Source organism: Imperialibacter sp., from assembly GCF_040222385.1.
Classification (GTDB): Bacteria; Bacteroidota; Bacteroidia; order Cytophagales; family Cyclobacteriaceae; genus Imperialibacter.
In genome coordinates this window covers 107415-122617 of record NZ_JAVKDF010000021.1, presented here as the reverse complement: position 1 = coordinate 122617, position 15203 = coordinate 107415, and the positions used below count along the sequence as shown (strand labels likewise).

Here is a 15203-nt window from a genome sequence, read left to right as displayed (position 1 = left end):
CGCAAGTATACTATCTTTAGGCCCACAATACAATTGACTAATGCAACTACTTAGGGTTCTTCTTGCGGCACCATTTTCCTTTGTCTGGCTATGCATTACGAATATCAGAAATGCTTTGTATGACCTGGGAGTGTTAAGAAGCACTGTTTTCAGTGTTCCTGTGATTTGTGTTGGCAACCTCTCAGTGGGGGGCACGGGTAAGACACCAACTATCAATTATCTCATAGCTTACTTGTTGTCGATGGATAAGAATGTGGCGGTGGTCAGCCGGGGATATGGCAGAGAGACTAAAGGTTTTTTTGTGGTAGGAGAGCAGTCTACTGCTGAGTCAGTTGGCGATGAGCCACTTCTGTTTTTCAAAAGATGGGCAGGGAAAGTAGTTGTTGCTGTGGGTGAGAAAAGGGTGACGGCCATCAAAAGTATAAGGGAGAAATACCCAAAACTGGATGTGATTCTCATGGACGATGGTTTCCAGCACCGGGCTGTGCGACCATCTACTTCAATGCTTCTCACTTCATTCCAAAACCCTTTTTATCGAGACTTTATAATGCCATCTGGGTCTTTAAGAGAAGGGCGAAGGTGGGCCAGAAGAGCTGATATTATCGTAGTGACAAAATCGCCTGAGAAAATGTCTCAAGGGAAGAAGGACGAAATGAGAGCAAAGATTCAAACATACGCACAGGTAGGCACGCCTGTCTTTTTTTGTTCCATACAATATGGACGGCCTGTTTCGTTTGGGAAGGAAGGTGAGCGGAATAAGAGAGTATTTTTGATCACAGGTATTGCCAACCCGGTACCATTATTGGATTATTTGAAAATTGAGGGAATTGAGGTGTTAAAGCATTGGGAAAGAGCTGATCACTTTGCCTACAATGATCAGGAAATGGAAAAGATCGTTGACGAATATCAAAACAGCGGCAATTGCGTTATTCTTACCACAGAAAAGGATTATGTGAAAATGAGCAATCCGAAGTTTCAGCAGTATTTGGACAGTGCGCCATTTTTTTATATCCCGATAGAGTTTTCCTTTTCAAAAGAAAAAGAAAACTTTGAGGCGGTAATAGCTGAGAAGGTAACTAAAAACCTGGGCAAGTCGGTTTGAAGATCATACTAAAAATTGCGGCAATTGGATGTTTCGCCACGGGGCTGGTTATGGGTGTTTCGCATGCACAGGTGCTGGACGATTCCACGAAAAATGTTTACTCTACCAAAACAACTTTCTGGTTCACGGAGGCTGATGTTAAAGAGCTGTCCGACTCCCTGCATGTGCTAGACACGCTGCTCTACGGGCTGGAGAATTTTGATGCAGTTGACGTTTCAAACCACACTCTGGTCGACCTGGGCAATAATGGTACGGCCACCAGATCTTTGTACTACCTGTTCCCATCAACCATAGGCGCCACGTTGGGTATCAATGCTTACGACCCCTACTTTATTCCCTCTTCTCAGATAAAATACTTTGATACAAAATCACCCTGGATCAAGATAAAAGCCATTGTAGGCGGCTCGGGAAGAAGTGTAGTGGACGTAGGCTACTCAAGAAACATCAATCCACAGTGGAATTTAGGGGTAGATTTTAAATTGCTTACATCGGATAAGCAGATTGGAGCTTCTTCCAGTCGAGGTGACCGGAATGTGAATAGCACCACCTGGGATTTGTACACTAGCTATAAGTCAAAAAACGAGAGGTATCAACTGCTCTTTAACGTTGACAGGATCAAACATCAGGTGCTTGAAACGGGCGGGATCGATGTGAGCGAAGATGCTACAACTGCTGAGCTTTTTCAATACCTTGATTCTCCCATAAAGCTGACAGGAGTGAAAGCCTATGATTATAAGATCAACTTCCACCTTTTTCAGAAGTACAAAATCACTGATGAGCTTCAGGTTTACTATCTGCTCGACAAAGGAAGACACGACAATAGTTTTGAGGATCCGACACCTACAAATAACACTTCGGCTTATCCAAACATTCTGATCACCAGCGATAGCACGGCAGACCTGATTCAGATGAGGGCATTGCTTAACGAAGCTGGAGTGCTGGGAAAAATAGGCGGTTTGAGCTATAATTTTTACCTGAAGCAGAGGTATGTGACTTACAATGATCGTTTCTCGTCTCCTGTTGGCCGCCAGTCGGAGAGCTATGGAGGGGCAAAAATCAATGTAAGGCTGTTCGATATCTGGGATACGGACGCAAAGGTAGAGTACCTACAGGGTGGGCTTTTTGATATTGAAGGGAGAACCACTTTGCCATTTCTCAATTTGTGGTTGCGAAGCATGAGGTACAAGCCAGGCTACCAGCAACTCTATTATTTTGGAAACCACTATAGCTGGGTCAATGACTTCGAACCACAAAGAGCTGATAGATTGGGGGGTGAGTTGAATGTTAAGTTTGGCCCTGTCACACTCAAGCCTGGGCTTAATCTGACCAGGGTGGCCAACTATGTTTACTTTGGTACAGACTCTCTTCCACATCAATCCCAATCAGCTGCCGGACAGCTGCTGGTGAATCCAAGTGCTGCGGTGGAACTTACCATTGGCAAAAGCTTTCACCTGAACCCCCAAGTGATTTACACTGCTGTTACTGGTACTGACTCAGAAATTTGGAGGATGCCTGAGTGGCATATCAATACAAGATTGTACTATGAGGGGGTGTGGTTTAATGATTATCTGCCTGTGCAACTTGGCGTTGACCTGAACTGGAAGTCGACTTACTATGGCCATGCTTACAATCCCGTCATTCAGCAGTTTTACATCCAGAATAGCTTTGCCATCGATTCGTATTTGACAGCAGATGTATTCCTGAACTTCAAAGTGGGCAATGCACGATACTTTGCCAAGATGACGCACGCAAACCAACCCGGCAGCGCCGATGGCTATTTCATTTCGCCGTATTACCCCGGGCAGCGCCGGGTATTTGACATTGGGGTCACGTGGTATTTCTTTGACTAAATAATAGCCTCAATGGAAGCAAAAAATAAAACGACGCTTGGCCTGGAGCTGCCCACCGATCCCCGCTGGACAGATATCGCCAGTATGCAGATTGAGGACATTCTTGTTGACCACGCTTATTGCGAACAAAAGGCAGCTTCTTCGTGCATTTCGCTCATTATGCTCTACCCGGAAAGAGAAAAGCTGTTGGAAATGTTGGTACCAGTAGTGGCGGAGGAATGGAGCCACTTTGAAAGGGTAGTAGAACAACTTAAAAAGAGGGGCTTTGGGTTAGGGAGGCAACGGAAGGACGAGTATGTGGCCAGGCTTAATGAGGTAGTGAGAAAGGGAGGATCCCGCAACCAGCAGCTCGTGGAAAAGCTGCTGCTGAATGCGCTGATTGAAGCCCGAAGCTGCGAGAGGTTCAAACTGCTGCATAAGCATATTGCGGATGAAGAGTTGAAAAAGTTCTATTATGAATTGATGGTTTCAGAAGCTGGCCACTATCATAATTTCATTGAGCTGGCGGAAGAATACATGCCAAAGGATTATGTGAAAGTTAGATGGAACGAGTTCTTAGAAGCTGAGGCCGCAATAATGAAATCGCTTGCTGTGAGAGGAGACAGGATGCATTGACGATCCAGGAATATATAAAACAAAAAAAGGTTTAGGAGTCTCCCCTAAACCTTTTTTGTTAATGCAGAATTGAAACTACCCAAGTTTTATCTGCTGTTGCATAAATGGCTGCTTATAGAAACGCTGTCCGGTAGCTTTGTACATAGCATTGGCCAGCGCACCTCCTGCCGGTGGCAACGATGGTTCGCCGAGACCTGTGGGGTCATTCGTGTTTTTCACAAAGTGACATTCAATAACCGGAGGCGCTTCTCCCATTCTGATCAGTCTGTAGTTGTTGAAGTTGCTTGCCTGTGGCGCACCATTCACAAAGGTCATGTCGCCATACATAGCGTGCCCGATGCCGTCGATGATGCCACCTTCAATCTGATTTTTGGCGGCTATTGGGTTGATCACTATCCCGCAATCAACAGCGCAGGTTACTTTTCTGGTGCTCGGCTGGCCTTTTTTGTTGACAACCTCCGCCACCATCGCCACATAGGAGTTGTGTGAGTAATAAGCGCTAAAGCCCTTGCTCACTCCATCTTCAGTAGCCGACCAGTTGGCCTTTTCGGCAGCAAGTTTTATGGCGCCAATCATTTTCTCTGGCTCATAGTCTACCGTACCCACAGGGTCACTCTTAGCTTTTTCGAGTAAATCAAGCCTCAATTGCACAGCATCAACTCCCATTTCCTCAGCCACTTCGTCGATAAAGCTTTGTTCGGCATAAGCCAGGAAGTTGGTGATGGGTGCACGCCAGGCGCCTGTGGTAATGTTGCTGTCCTGTCCATACGACTCCACCCTGTAGTTAGGAATGGATCCAGCTGGAAACCAGTTTTCACGAGTCCAGCCGTTACCGTTGATGCCGGTGCCAACTAAATGGTATGCCACCAGCTTGCCGTCTTTTACGCCGGCTTTGAATTTGTATTTGGAAGCCGGGCGATAAATGCCCGCTGTCATGTCGTCTTCTCTTGTGTACACCAGCTTGATGGGCGTGTTCGATAGTTTTGAAATTTCGGCTACTTCCAGCACAAAATCACCATAAAGCCTGCGACCGAAACCGCCGCCCATACGGGTCATGTCGATGAAGATTTCCGTTTCGGGCCGTCCTAGTAGCTCAGACACCTGGCGTCTTGTTCTCTCGGGTGTTTGTATAGGGCCAATGAGATCAACCTTGGCTGCCGTCACATGTCCGTAGAAATTCATGGGCTCCATGGGATTGTGCGGCAGAAAAGGGCCTTCGAAAGTTTTCTCAATTACTTTGTCTGCGGTTTTGAAGGCGGCGTCCACATCGCCATCGTTTCTTCTGGGCTCTCCATTTTTTGTGCCCAGCAAGGCCATCATTTGCTTGTCATGATATTCCGTGCTCTCGGCAGGTGTTTCTTGTTCCCACTCAGCTTTCAGTGCTTTCTTGCCTTTCATAGCTGCCCAGGTTGTATTGCCAAGTACGGCCACTTTGTTGCCAAATTGGATAACATCGGACACCCCAGACACTTTTCTGGTTTCGCTGTCATCGAACGACTTTAGTTTGGCACCGAAGGAAGGTGGGCGAAGTACAACCGCCACTTTCATTCCTTCTTTCTTCAGATCCATGCCATACTGTGGCTTGCCGGTAATGATTTTTTCTATGTCAACGTTTTTGGTGTCGGTGCCAATGATTTTGAAGGCAGATGGGTCTTTCAACTCCACCTCTTCAGGCACGGTTACGGATGCAGCAGCGGAGGCTATTTGTCCATAGGTGAGTGTTTCACCTTTTGCGTTTTTGATGACTCCCTCAGAAGTAGTCAGGGTTGAGGCATCTACTTGCCACTGTTTGGCCGCCGCTTCCATCAGCATCTTTCTGGCCGTAGCTCCCGCCATTCTCAGCCCTTTCCATGAACTTCTCAGCGACTGACTGCCGCCAGCCACTTGTCTCACAAACTTCTCGGTGTCGAGCGGGGCTTGCTCAACAACGACGTCTTTCCAGGCCACATCCAGCTCTTCAGCCACTATCATCGGCATTGAAGTTTTGATGTTTTGGCCTACTTCCGGGTTTGGCGACATGATGGTAACGAGGCCGTTCTCGCCTATCTTGAGATAAGCATTTACATTGAACCACTCTTTAGGCGCTCCTTTTATCGCAGTTTCAGCGCTGGGACTGCACGATACCAGCCAGTTGAAGCCTATCACTAAGCCACCACTACCAGCCGCTGACACTTTCAGAAAGGATCTTCTGTTGTATGATGTTTTTATTAAAGTCATGATTTCGGATTTTTGGAATAGACTTAAACGCTTGCGGAAGCCGTCTTGATGGCTGCCTTGATACGGTTGTAAGTAGCACAACGGCAAATGTTGCCATTCATGGCGCTTTCTATTTCCTCGTCCGTTGGAGAGGCATTTTTCGACAGCAGGGCTGCGGCATTCATGATCTGACCTGCCTGACAATAACCACACTGGGGTACGTCGTGCTCTCTCCAGGCGTTCTGAAGCGGGTGAGAGGCATCGGCAGATAAGCCTTCGATGGTCACCACAGACTTGTCTCCCAGCGTTGAAATTGGCATCGAGCAAGAGCGGATAGCATCACCATCAACGTGAACCGTGCATGCACCACACATGGCTATTCCACAGCCAAATTTGGTGCCTACCAAATCGAGGTTGTCACGTAGCACCCAAAGCAGTGGGGTGTCCGCATCTACATCAACCTGGTGTTCTTTTCCATTAACTTTTAGATTAAACTGGGCCATAATGTAAGAGTTGATTTACTGAATACTTTCAAAGTACCAATAATTGATCAGATTTCATAGACGTCTGGGATGGCTGGAAAAATGCAGTTGTAAAGTGTTTCGAATACCATGCTATCCAGTCACTTACGAAATCATAAAGCCGTGCACTAAGCTATGAGCGTTCTTCACTTTCCTGTGTGTAAATCGCTTTGGTCTGGTCTTTTTAGTTTGATAAAAGCAACCGAAATAGCTGCAAGTATTAACAGCGTGCCAGCCAGCCTGATAGCATTTACCGGACTATTGCCAAGCCACGATGAGTAGTACATTGGTATTGTGAACGTTTCGAGCAACATAGGAATGACGATAAACATGTTGAAAATGCCCATATATACGCCCGTTCTTTCCGGCGGAATACTGCCTGCAAGCATGACATAGGGGTTTCCCATCATGCTTGCCCAGGATAGCCCCATACCAATGATAGGAATGAAGACCATGCCAGGAGTGTTTAGCTCCGGAATCACGAGCAAGCCAGCACCGGCCAGAAACACACATGCGCCGTGAATCCACTTTGGGCCATATTTTTGTGCCAGCATAGCTAACCCGAAAGCCGCAAAAAAGGCAATGAAATTGTAAAACGCCCCAATTTGCCCCACCAGCAGGTCAGCTTTTCTGAAGCCAGGGTCAAGCACATCAGTTGTGCCAAAAAGCGATTTTGATAGCGACTTGGCTATGTACTGCCAGTAAATGAACATCGCATACCAGCTAAACAGCATCATGGGCAGCATCTGCTTCATCGTGAGAGGCATTTCTTTGAAAGCCGTCGCAATTTCAGCAATGGTCGAGCCTATGCCCTTGGGTTGGCTTCTGATGTGGGCCTTTTCTTCCTCCGAAATAGGGATTTCTTTCGTGGTTTTCAACGTCCACAGGATAGAGCCTATGGACACCACAGCGCCAATCATGAAAGCGATGATTGTTGTGACAGGGATACCGCTTTCATTTTTTGCAAGTTCGCTGACACCGAAAAAAATAAGTAGGGTGGGGGTGAGGTACGAGAGGGTTTGTCCAAGACCTGTGAAGGCACTTTGGGTTAAAAAGCCAAGGGAATGCTGCTCCTTCGGCAGTTTGTCGCTAACAAACGCCCGGTAGGGCTCCTGAGTGACATTGTTAGCCGCATCTAGGATCCAAAGCACGCTCGCTGCCATCCATACGGTGCTGCTGTACGGCATCACGAGCAGACTAAGACTACAGAATATAGCGCCTATGAGAAAATACGGAGTCCGGCGGCCCCATTTAGTGATGGTTTTGTCGCTTATGGCTCCGATGATGGGCTGAACGATGAGCCCGGTCATAGGGCCTGCCAGCCACAGGAGGGGGAGCTCACTTTCTTCAGCCCACAAGTATGAGTAAATGGGGCTCATGTTGGCTTGCTGTAGTCCGAAGCTGTACTGGAGCCCGAAAAAGCCAAAATTCATGTTGATGATTTGCCAGAATTTGAGTGTAGGCTTGCCCATAAAAAACTCTGATTACTAACCTGGTTGTTGTCAGGAAGGTAATAACGTGCAGAAAATTGTTTTTGCAATGGAATTCCCACCTTTTAACTGCCACTCTTAAAAATTGTTTGCATCCATGATAAGCCGTTTCTATAACAGCATTCCAAAAGCTGCCACAACTGTCATTGCTATTATAAACCACCGATACTGCTTCTCAGGAATTTTCTTAATGATGGCCACTCCGATGAGGGCGCCAAGACCAATCGCCGGTAAGGTGACAAGGTCAAAAAGGAATGAGTCTACGGTGATGGTGTGCCAGCTGAAGATGTGAAAAGGTAGCTTGAACCAATTGAGAACCATAAAGAACCAGGCTGCCGTACCGATGAATGAATTTTTAGGCAAATGCACGGAGAGCAGGTAAAGGGCCATAACAGACCCTGCGAGGTTGCCAACCATGGAGGTAAATCCACCTGCGACCCCCATGAGTGCCGCAAACCAAAAGTAAGCAGGTACCTTTTCTTCATTTTTTTTCCTCTTCTCCAGCCAAATCATTAAGCCGACTGAAACAAAAATAATGATGGCCATGATGAGCTTGAAGGCCTCGTCGTCGATGTAGTTACCCACCCAGGTGCCGAGCAAGGTTCCTGCTGCTGCCCAGGGAAAGAGCTTCCACAGGTGATCCCACGCAGCATGCCGGTGGTAGTAAACCACTCCAAAAATATCAGCAAGGCACAAAATAGGTAGGAGGAAACCGCTCGACTGCTTGCCACCAAACACAGCAGCCAGCAGCGGCACCGCTATCATGCCTGCTCCATGAACGCCTGTTTTGGACATGCCGATGAGCACTGACACCGAAAGTATCATCCACAAATCAGAGTGGGAAAGCTCATAGGAGAAAAGTTCTATCAACTAAGAATGAGGTTTGGCGGTGATCAGGTTCTATCAATAAAAATGAAGGTGAAACTAGTCAAGGCCAAATTAATAATCGAAATTTTTTAAACCAGGGAGTTTAAAAACTCAGGTTTTCTGTTTTTTCTTTTTTGCAGCAGGAAAAAGTATGTTGTTGAGAATCAGCCGGTAGCCAGGGGAATTGGGGTGTAGATTGAGATCGGTAGGGGGGTCGCCCACAAGGTGTTGGTAATCTTCAGGGTCGTGGCCACCGTAGAAAGTGTAGAAGCCCTTGCCAAATATGCCATGAAGGTATCGCACTTCACCGATGCTTTTATTTTCTCCCATCACAACCACATCGGGCTTCACAGTGGCATTTCTAAATGCAGTTGTTTGTCCCATAAAACCTTTGATGATCCTTTCGTGGTTTTGGGTGAGCATAGTGGGAATAGGATCCCACTTGGCGCTGAACTCAAACAAATTGAAGTAATCGTTTCTTTCAATGACTCCCCGCTCGTTGGGCTGCATGTCGATGTTTGAGTATTCGTATTCAAGTGGCCGGCGTTCCAATAAGAAATCGCCGAATGCAAATGTTTTGCTGAAGTCGAGTTTTTGCTGAGCTCGTGGATCTGCCGGGTCGCCGTCGTACATGCTTTCGCAAATGTCGATACCCTCGGCGGCCAGGGCAATGTCGTAGGAGTCGGTAGCCGAGCACATGGCAAAAAGGAAGCCGCCGCTACCCACAAAGTCTCTGATTTTTTTCGCCACGCCCAGTTTCATTTGCGATACCTTCATGAAGCCGTGCTTTCTGGCCATTTCTTCATAGTCCCTTTGCTGCTCTATGTACCAGGGGTAGTTGCCATAGGCCCGGTAAAACTTCCCATACTGGCCTGTAAAATCTTCGTGATGCAAATGCAGCCAGTCATACTTGGGTAGCTCGTTGTACAGGATTTCCTCATCAAAAATGACATCGTAGGGAATCTCGGCGTAGGAGAGTACCATGGTCACGGCGTCGTCCCAGGGGAGCTTACTTTTTGGTGAGTAAACGGCAATTTTTGGGTATTTTTCCAGCCGCATGGCGTCCATATTGGAGGAGGGGCTTGCAATCACTTCAAGTATCTGCCCGGCTTCGGCATCAGAAATTACCTCATAACTTACTCCCCGGATAATCAGCTCATTTTCAAAAGCCTGGTAATATTTGAACATAAAACTACCGCCCCGGTAATTGAGCAGCCAGTCTATCTCAATATCCTTTGAAAGCACCCAATAGGCCACACCGTACGACTTCAGGTGGTTCGTTTGGCTGTTGTCCATGGGAATAAGGATAGAAGACGAGAATGCCTTGCTACCAATAAACAGAAAGATACACAGGAGAAATATGATGCGTTTCATCTACTCAAAATTTTTAAATTGAACCCGGCTGATCGGAGCCACTTTCTTGCTCCTGAAGTTCAACTTTGTCCATTAAATCTAACAGAACTAACGTTAAATTCAATGAGTCGTTTCCTCCTGGCGGAAAGTTGAGCAATTTGGTCACTTTCAATAAAGCTGGGAACAGTTTTCAGGCAAAGTTAATTCTCTTTTAAGCATGATAGCGTTAGAAATTATTTTTCTGCAGCACTTCTGCTCTCTTTTTTAGCCTCTGCACTGCCCGGTTGGCGGGATCAAGTTCCAACGCCTTGTTGATATATTTGTAAGCACTTTCCAGGTCGCCTTTTTGAAGGTAAATATCGCCAAGAACAACATAGGGCTTTGGTACTTTCTTGTCTTTGAAGCATTTCTTGAGCTTGAAGGCAAGTTCGAGTGCGTTATCATAGTTGCCAAGGGCTGCTTCCAGCGTTGACTCGTAGCCAATGAGGAAAGGGGCAGGTTTCTTAAGCGATGAATTATAGCTCTTGAGAGTGTCGAGTGCTTTTTTTGGCCCGTATAAGTAGTTTACGATCTCGAAATATTCGGAGATAAAGTATACCTCTTCAGGGTATTTTTGGCCAATCAAGCCGAAGTTTTTCAAGCCGGTCTGTAAAGCAATAGCAATCTTTTCTGCCGTTTTTGCGCTGTCCATTTCTTCCCTGGCGTTCAGGAATTCTATCAACATCACCGACACATCTGCCACTAGCTGCTCGTCTTCTGTAGCAAGATGTTTTTTTGTATTTATCTTTTCAAGTATTTCGTAGCGCTCCTTAATGTCGGGTGATATCCTGCCAACAAGGCTCTGGCCCAAGATAAATTCAGGGTCGAATGCTATGGATTTCCGGTAAGACTGCTCAGCTTTTGTGTAGTCGGCATAGTCCATGATCTGCTTCCACCCAAGGTAATAATAGTGTTTAGCGGAGTCAGATGCGGTGCTCAGGGGCAATAACTGTGCTTTGGCTTGAATAAAAAACGTAAAGAGTGTAATAAAAAGTAATAAAACCCTACTCATTAACTGCATGTTGATAGCTTCTCAAAATGTAAAGCTATGCAAGTGCAGACGACCGCACAACAGGGCTTGGTATGAATGGCAAATGTAGTCGGTTCTGAGGTCAATGATTTCTCATAATGGGGTTTTGAAGTGCGCTTTACGTGCGGCAAAATACATTTAATAGAGATACACCATTAGTTATAGAAGGCGTTAGGAAACTGTTTTGACAGTACATTTATTAGATTTGCGAAGAATTTAAATTTCTTATGATCATCTTAGAAAACATCCGGGAAGGTATCAAGGCTGTGCAAACGAACACCCTGAGGTCAGTTCTTACAGCGATGATCATTGCGATAGGCATTACATCTCTGGTGGGTATCCTAACAGCCATAGAAGGCATCCAGGCGTCTATCAACAATAGCTTATCTGATTTAGGAGCTAACACCTTTGATGTCAGAACCAAGCGATACGATAATCGCCGGTCGAGCGGAGTGGAAGAGAAACGATACCCGGCCATCAACTACCGTGAGGCCCGAAGGTTCCTTGATCTCTACAACTCTTATGGCACCCCCTCTCTCACTACCTGGGTAACCGGAGTAGCCGAGTTGAGCAGAGGGTCGAAGGTAACCAACCCAAACATGCGAATTGTGGGAGGAGATGCCAATATTCTGGTCGTTGAAGGTGGCGAGTTGTCGCAGGGGCGTAATTTTTCTCAAATTGAAGCCCAAAACGGGGCTAACGTCGTCATTATTGGCGACGAGGTGTATAGTAATTTGTTCGAAAAGAACGAAAATCCCGTCAATCAATTCATTACCGCCTATGGGATCAGGTTCAGAGTGATTGGAGTGCTTGAAAAACAAGGTAATATTGGCGGCGATAGTGGGCTGGATCGGTATTTTTTGGTGCCGTTGGAAACAGCAAGAAGGGTGGATCCACGACGAAACCTTCAATATACTATCACAGTTGCCATCAACGACCCTACCCAAATGGAATATGCGATGGGCCAGGCCACAGGTCTCATGCGATCTATTCGCAGAGACCCTTTAGGTGAGCCCGATTCATTTGATGTCGCCAGAAACCAGTCGTTGGCAGAGAGCCTTGAAGAGATTACCGGATACCTCCGAATAGGTGGCTTTGGAATCGGGTTCATTACACTTTTGGGGGCTTCCATTGGGCTTATGAATATCATGCTGGTTTCAGTAACGGAACGAACCCGGGAGATAGGCGTGCGAAAAGCACTTGGTGCCTCGCCAACCAAAATCAGGCAGCAGTTTCTCATAGAGGCCATAGTTATCACGCAAATGGGTGGTATAGGTGGTATTATATTGGGTATTCTGGTAGGCAACCTCATTGCTAAATTACTGGAAGCTAATGGTTTCGTCATTCCCTGGTTTTGGATGATGGTAGGCTTACTTATTGGTATGTTTGTGGGGATACTCAGCGGCTACCTTCCAGCCTACAAAGCCTCGAAGCTTGATCCCATCGAATCTCTTCGATTCGAATAATTGCCATGTAGTGGTAACAATTTCGTAAATTGTGCTTTCTTGCTTTTAAAGAATTCTGTTTCCGTGCAAGTACAATTTATGTTATCGACTACCTGGAAGTGCTTGTGGATTTTTTTCGGGCTAATTTTCCTATCCTTTTTTGCAAGGGGGCAGGAGATCGCCATCACCGGGGTTTACCAGGGCAAATCTTTATTTATTCAAAACCCACTCTCTGAGGGTGTAGAGAAGTTTTGTGTAAGGGAGGTATTGCTCAATGGACGAACATTGAATCTCAATCTGAAACTTTCAGCGCTTGAGATTGACTTCAAAGGACTCGACTTATACACGCCGGTTTCGATAAGAGTGCTGCACGATACCATTTGTTCTCCGAAGATTGTGAACCCGCAGGCCATTTTCTGGCATAGCTCCTTTCGGTTTAATAGCATTGTTTTCATTGAAGAGGAAATCAAGTGGAACACCAGAGGAGAGAGAGAAAGAGCATCTTATATTATAGAAAGACTGGGAGGGGAAGACTGGATAGAAATAAACGAAATTCCTTCACAGGGGCAGTTTGCGTCCAGTGATTATTCATACTTTCCCGAATTGACTGAAGGCTCGAATAAATTCCGGGTGAAGTACAGGGCGAGTGCTAACAACTATCTGTATTCTGATGAGGTTGAGTTTGTTTACTACAAGGTGCCCATCACCTTCACGCCAAAGGTGGTGTCAGACAAAATGACGCTATCGAGGGCAACTGCTTTTGAAATCTTAAATGAAAAGGAAGAGGTAATCCTTACAGGGAACGCCAAAGAAATCCCTCTTCGCCTTTTGAAACCCGGCAACTATTACATCATTCTCGACGGTTTTAAGGAGTCGTTTGTTAAGAAGTGATTGGTGATGCTGTTTGCTAAACCAATGCTATTCCAAAGAACCTGTCCAAAACAGTCAAGACGAAGATAATACCCAACACAATCGGGCAGAAGTAGCTTACCATGATGTTGATGAATTTTTCAACGAAGGAGCCGTGATAGTTAGGATAACCCTGGGCAATTTCTTCATTGAGATTGTGTTTTTTCCATACATAGGCACCGAAAAACGAAATCAGGCAGCCGCCCAGTGGCAGCAGGCTGTCATTAGCAATGTCCGACACCAGCGTCATGAAATCGGTGGGATTGTCGTTACCCATATAAGTAATAAAAGAAGAGAAGAAAGAAGAATAGCCATTGGCCATCAGCGATGGGATACCTACGATAAAAATGATGGCAGCTATAAGCCAAACAGCCTTTTTTCTATCTATTTTGAGTTCATCTACTGCATAGGCCACGGGTACCTCTAGAAGCGATACGGTGCTGGTGAGAGCTGCAAAAGAAAGCAAAAGGAAGAAAGAGGCTCCGACCACAATGCCGAGAATTGGGCCAAATGACTCAAAAACGCCAGGAAGTGTGGCAAAAATAAGGCCCGGACCACCGGTGACCTCGTGCAAGTTTCCCTCACTCATGTAGGCAACGAATGGAAACATCATCAAACCTGCCAAAAATGCCACGGAAATATCTGTGAGGGTGATCAGGGCTGCGGAAGAGATGATGTTCTCTTCTTTGGACACGTAGCTGCCGTAGGTAATGAGTGCTCCCATACCTAAAGAAAGAGAAAAGAAGGCCTGACCAAGTGCACTGTATACTACTTCAAAATTGATTTCGGAAAAGTCGGGTACGAGGTAAAACTTAACCCCCTCCATGGCGTGTGGTAGGGTCATGGCGTATGCTACCAGGGAAATAATAAGAATGAGGAGGGTAGGCATCAGAATTTTGGAAGCCTTTTCGATGCCACCAGACACACCTTTTGAAACGATAAAAGCTGTAGAGAACATGAACACGGCACCGTAGGCTCCAATTTTAACCACATCTTTGATGTAATCTCCAAACTGCCCTCCGATGGCAAAGTTGCCCATTAACATTTCGAGAAAGTAGCCAAACGCCCAACCGGCCACCACGTTATAGAAAGAAAGGATAAGCACACCGGCTAGCACCCCCATTTTCCCAAGAAACTTCCATTTTGGAAATCCGAGCGCCCCAAATGCTCCAACTGGGTCTTTTTGGGTTTTTCGGCCGATGGCAATTTCAGTCACCATCACCGGAAAACATAGAATGAAGCAAAAGCCGAGGTACATCAACACAAAGGCTGCTCCTCCACCGTCAGCCACTTCAAATGGGAATTTCCAGATGTTGCCCAAACCAACAGCCGAACCAGCTGCTGCCGCAATGAAACCGATCTTACTATTGAAATTCCCTCTAGAAGCCATTTGGTAGTTAGGTTAAGTTTGTTTCCAACACGCAATCTATCAAATGCGATGAAAAATCTTCGTTCGACAGTCTGAGAATTATTTCTACGGTTAATCATGCGATGTGTGTAAGTGATTTAACAGATACAATCCATGATTGGATATCAGCTAGTTAACCCGGATGAGCGCCTCTTTGTGGAGAGACTGGTGGATGTTCAGTTTCATCCCATGTAAGGTTAGCATCCTAAGTCATTTATCGGGGATGGGGTATTTTGCGAAGTCAATGTAATTCCTTTTGTCTTCAGCTTAAGTGTATTTGTTTTTATGGAGAGATTATTTAGCGAAAGTGAGTAACCAAAGCTGATTATTTACATCTGAAAGTGGCAAAATTCAATTTTTTCCGGTGTGGTGAACTAG

12 protein-coding genes are annotated in these 15203 nt (G+C 46.0%); 5 read left to right on the top strand and 7 right to left on the bottom strand.

Annotated elements, in window-relative coordinates:
• Positions 1-40 precede the first annotated feature (40 nt).
• From lpxK to RIG68_RS06755, 3 genes are read left to right on the top strand one after another with little or no spacing between them, the layout of a single operon-like run.
• On the top strand, positions 41-1102 hold the full coding sequence (gene lpxK / locus RIG68_RS06765) for a tetraacyldisaccharide 4'-kinase (protein WP_350120225.1): 1062 nt from the start codon (positions 41-43) through the stop codon (positions 1100-1102).
• The gene (locus RIG68_RS06760; protein WP_350120222.1) at positions 1099-2952 is read left to right on the top strand and encodes a putative porin; all 1854 of its coding nucleotides are present in this window, start codon (positions 1099-1101) and stop codon (positions 2950-2952) included. The genes lpxK and RIG68_RS06760 overlap by 4 nt, the downstream gene beginning before the upstream one ends.
• 12 nt (positions 2953-2964) lie before the next feature.
• Entirely contained in the window at positions 2965-3567 is a 603-nt protein-coding gene (locus RIG68_RS06755) for a MiaE family protein (RefSeq protein ID WP_350120219.1), read from the top strand.
• Between the two features lie 75 nt (positions 3568-3642).
• Here RIG68_RS06755 and RIG68_RS06750 read toward each other — a convergent pair whose 3' ends face one another.
• From RIG68_RS06750 to RIG68_RS06725, 6 genes are all read right to left on the bottom strand, one after another.
• Entirely contained in the window at positions 3643-5784 is a 2142-nt protein-coding gene (locus RIG68_RS06750) for a xanthine dehydrogenase family protein molybdopterin-binding subunit (protein ID WP_350120216.1), read from the bottom strand.
• Positions 5785-5807: 23 nt separating this feature from the next.
• Positions 5808-6266, bottom strand: a complete 459-nt coding sequence (locus tag RIG68_RS06745; protein WP_350074658.1) for a (2Fe-2S)-binding protein — start codon at positions 6264-6266, stop codon at positions 5808-5810.
• A gap of 164 nt (positions 6267-6430) precedes the next feature.
• Entirely contained in the window at positions 6431-7756 is a 1326-nt protein-coding gene (locus RIG68_RS06740; RefSeq protein WP_350120213.1) for an MFS transporter, read from the bottom strand.
• A gap of 129 nt (positions 7757-7885) precedes the next feature.
• A complete protein-coding gene (locus RIG68_RS06735; RefSeq protein ID WP_152000882.1) occupies positions 7886-8644 on the bottom strand; it encodes a sulfite exporter TauE/SafE family protein in 759 nt (252 codons plus the stop codon).
• Between the two features lie 108 nt (positions 8645-8752).
• A complete protein-coding gene (locus RIG68_RS06730) occupies positions 8753-10015 on the bottom strand; it encodes an asparagine synthetase B (RefSeq protein WP_317491330.1) in 1263 nt (420 codons plus the stop codon).
• Positions 10016-10220: 205 nt separating this feature from the next.
• On the bottom strand, positions 10221-11045 hold the full coding sequence (locus tag RIG68_RS06725) for a tetratricopeptide repeat protein (protein ID WP_350120211.1): 825 nt from the start codon (positions 11043-11045) through the stop codon (positions 10221-10223).
• Between the two features lie 245 nt (positions 11046-11290).
• Here RIG68_RS06725 and RIG68_RS06720 point away from each other — a divergent pair, with 245 nt between their 5' ends.
• Both RIG68_RS06720 and RIG68_RS06715 read left to right on the top strand, forming a co-directional pair.
• The gene (locus RIG68_RS06720; protein ID WP_350120208.1) at positions 11291-12529 is read left to right on the top strand and encodes an ABC transporter permease; all 1239 of its coding nucleotides are present in this window, start codon (positions 11291-11293) and stop codon (positions 12527-12529) included.
• Positions 12530-12631: 102 nt separating this feature from the next.
• Positions 12632-13399, top strand: a complete 768-nt coding sequence (locus RIG68_RS06715) for a hypothetical protein (RefSeq protein WP_193217979.1) — start codon at positions 12632-12634, stop codon at positions 13397-13399.
• A gap of 16 nt (positions 13400-13415) precedes the next feature.
• On the opposite strand, the gene RIG68_RS06710 is transcribed toward RIG68_RS06715, so the two are convergent.
• Positions 13416-14807 (bottom strand): sodium-dependent transporter, encoded by a 1392-nt coding sequence (locus RIG68_RS06710; RefSeq protein ID WP_152000877.1) that lies wholly within the window; start codon positions 14805-14807, stop codon positions 13416-13418.
• Positions 14808-15203 lie beyond the last annotated feature (396 nt).

Coding starts and splice junctions, on each gene's coding strand:
- lpxK (WP_350120225.1), top strand. CDS start 41: ATGCAACTACTTAGGGTTCTTCTTGCGGCACCATTTTCCTTTGTCTGG.
- RIG68_RS06755 (WP_350120219.1), top strand. CDS start 2,965: ATGGAAGCAAAAAATAAAACGACGCTTGGCCTGGAGCTGCCCACCGAT.
- RIG68_RS06750 (WP_350120216.1), bottom strand. CDS start 5,784: ATGACTTTAATAAAAACATCATACAACAGAAGATCCTTTCTGAAAGTG.
- RIG68_RS06745 (WP_350074658.1), bottom strand. CDS start 6,266: ATGGCCCAGTTTAATCTAAAAGTTAATGGAAAAGAACACCAGGTTGAT.
- RIG68_RS06740 (WP_350120213.1), bottom strand. CDS start 7,756: ATGGGCAAGCCTACACTCAAATTCTGGCAAATCATCAACATGAATTTT.
- RIG68_RS06730 (WP_317491330.1), bottom strand. CDS start 10,015: ATGAAACGCATCATATTTCTCCTGTGTATCTTTCTGTTTATTGGTAGC.
- RIG68_RS06725 (WP_350120211.1), bottom strand. CDS start 11,045: ATGAGTAGGGTTTTATTACTTTTTATTACACTCTTTACGTTTTTTATT.
- RIG68_RS06720 (WP_350120208.1), top strand. CDS start 11,291: ATGATCATCTTAGAAAACATCCGGGAAGGTATCAAGGCTGTGCAAACG.
- RIG68_RS06710 (WP_152000877.1), bottom strand. CDS start 14,807: ATGGCTTCTAGAGGGAATTTCAATAGTAAGATCGGTTTCATTGCGGCA.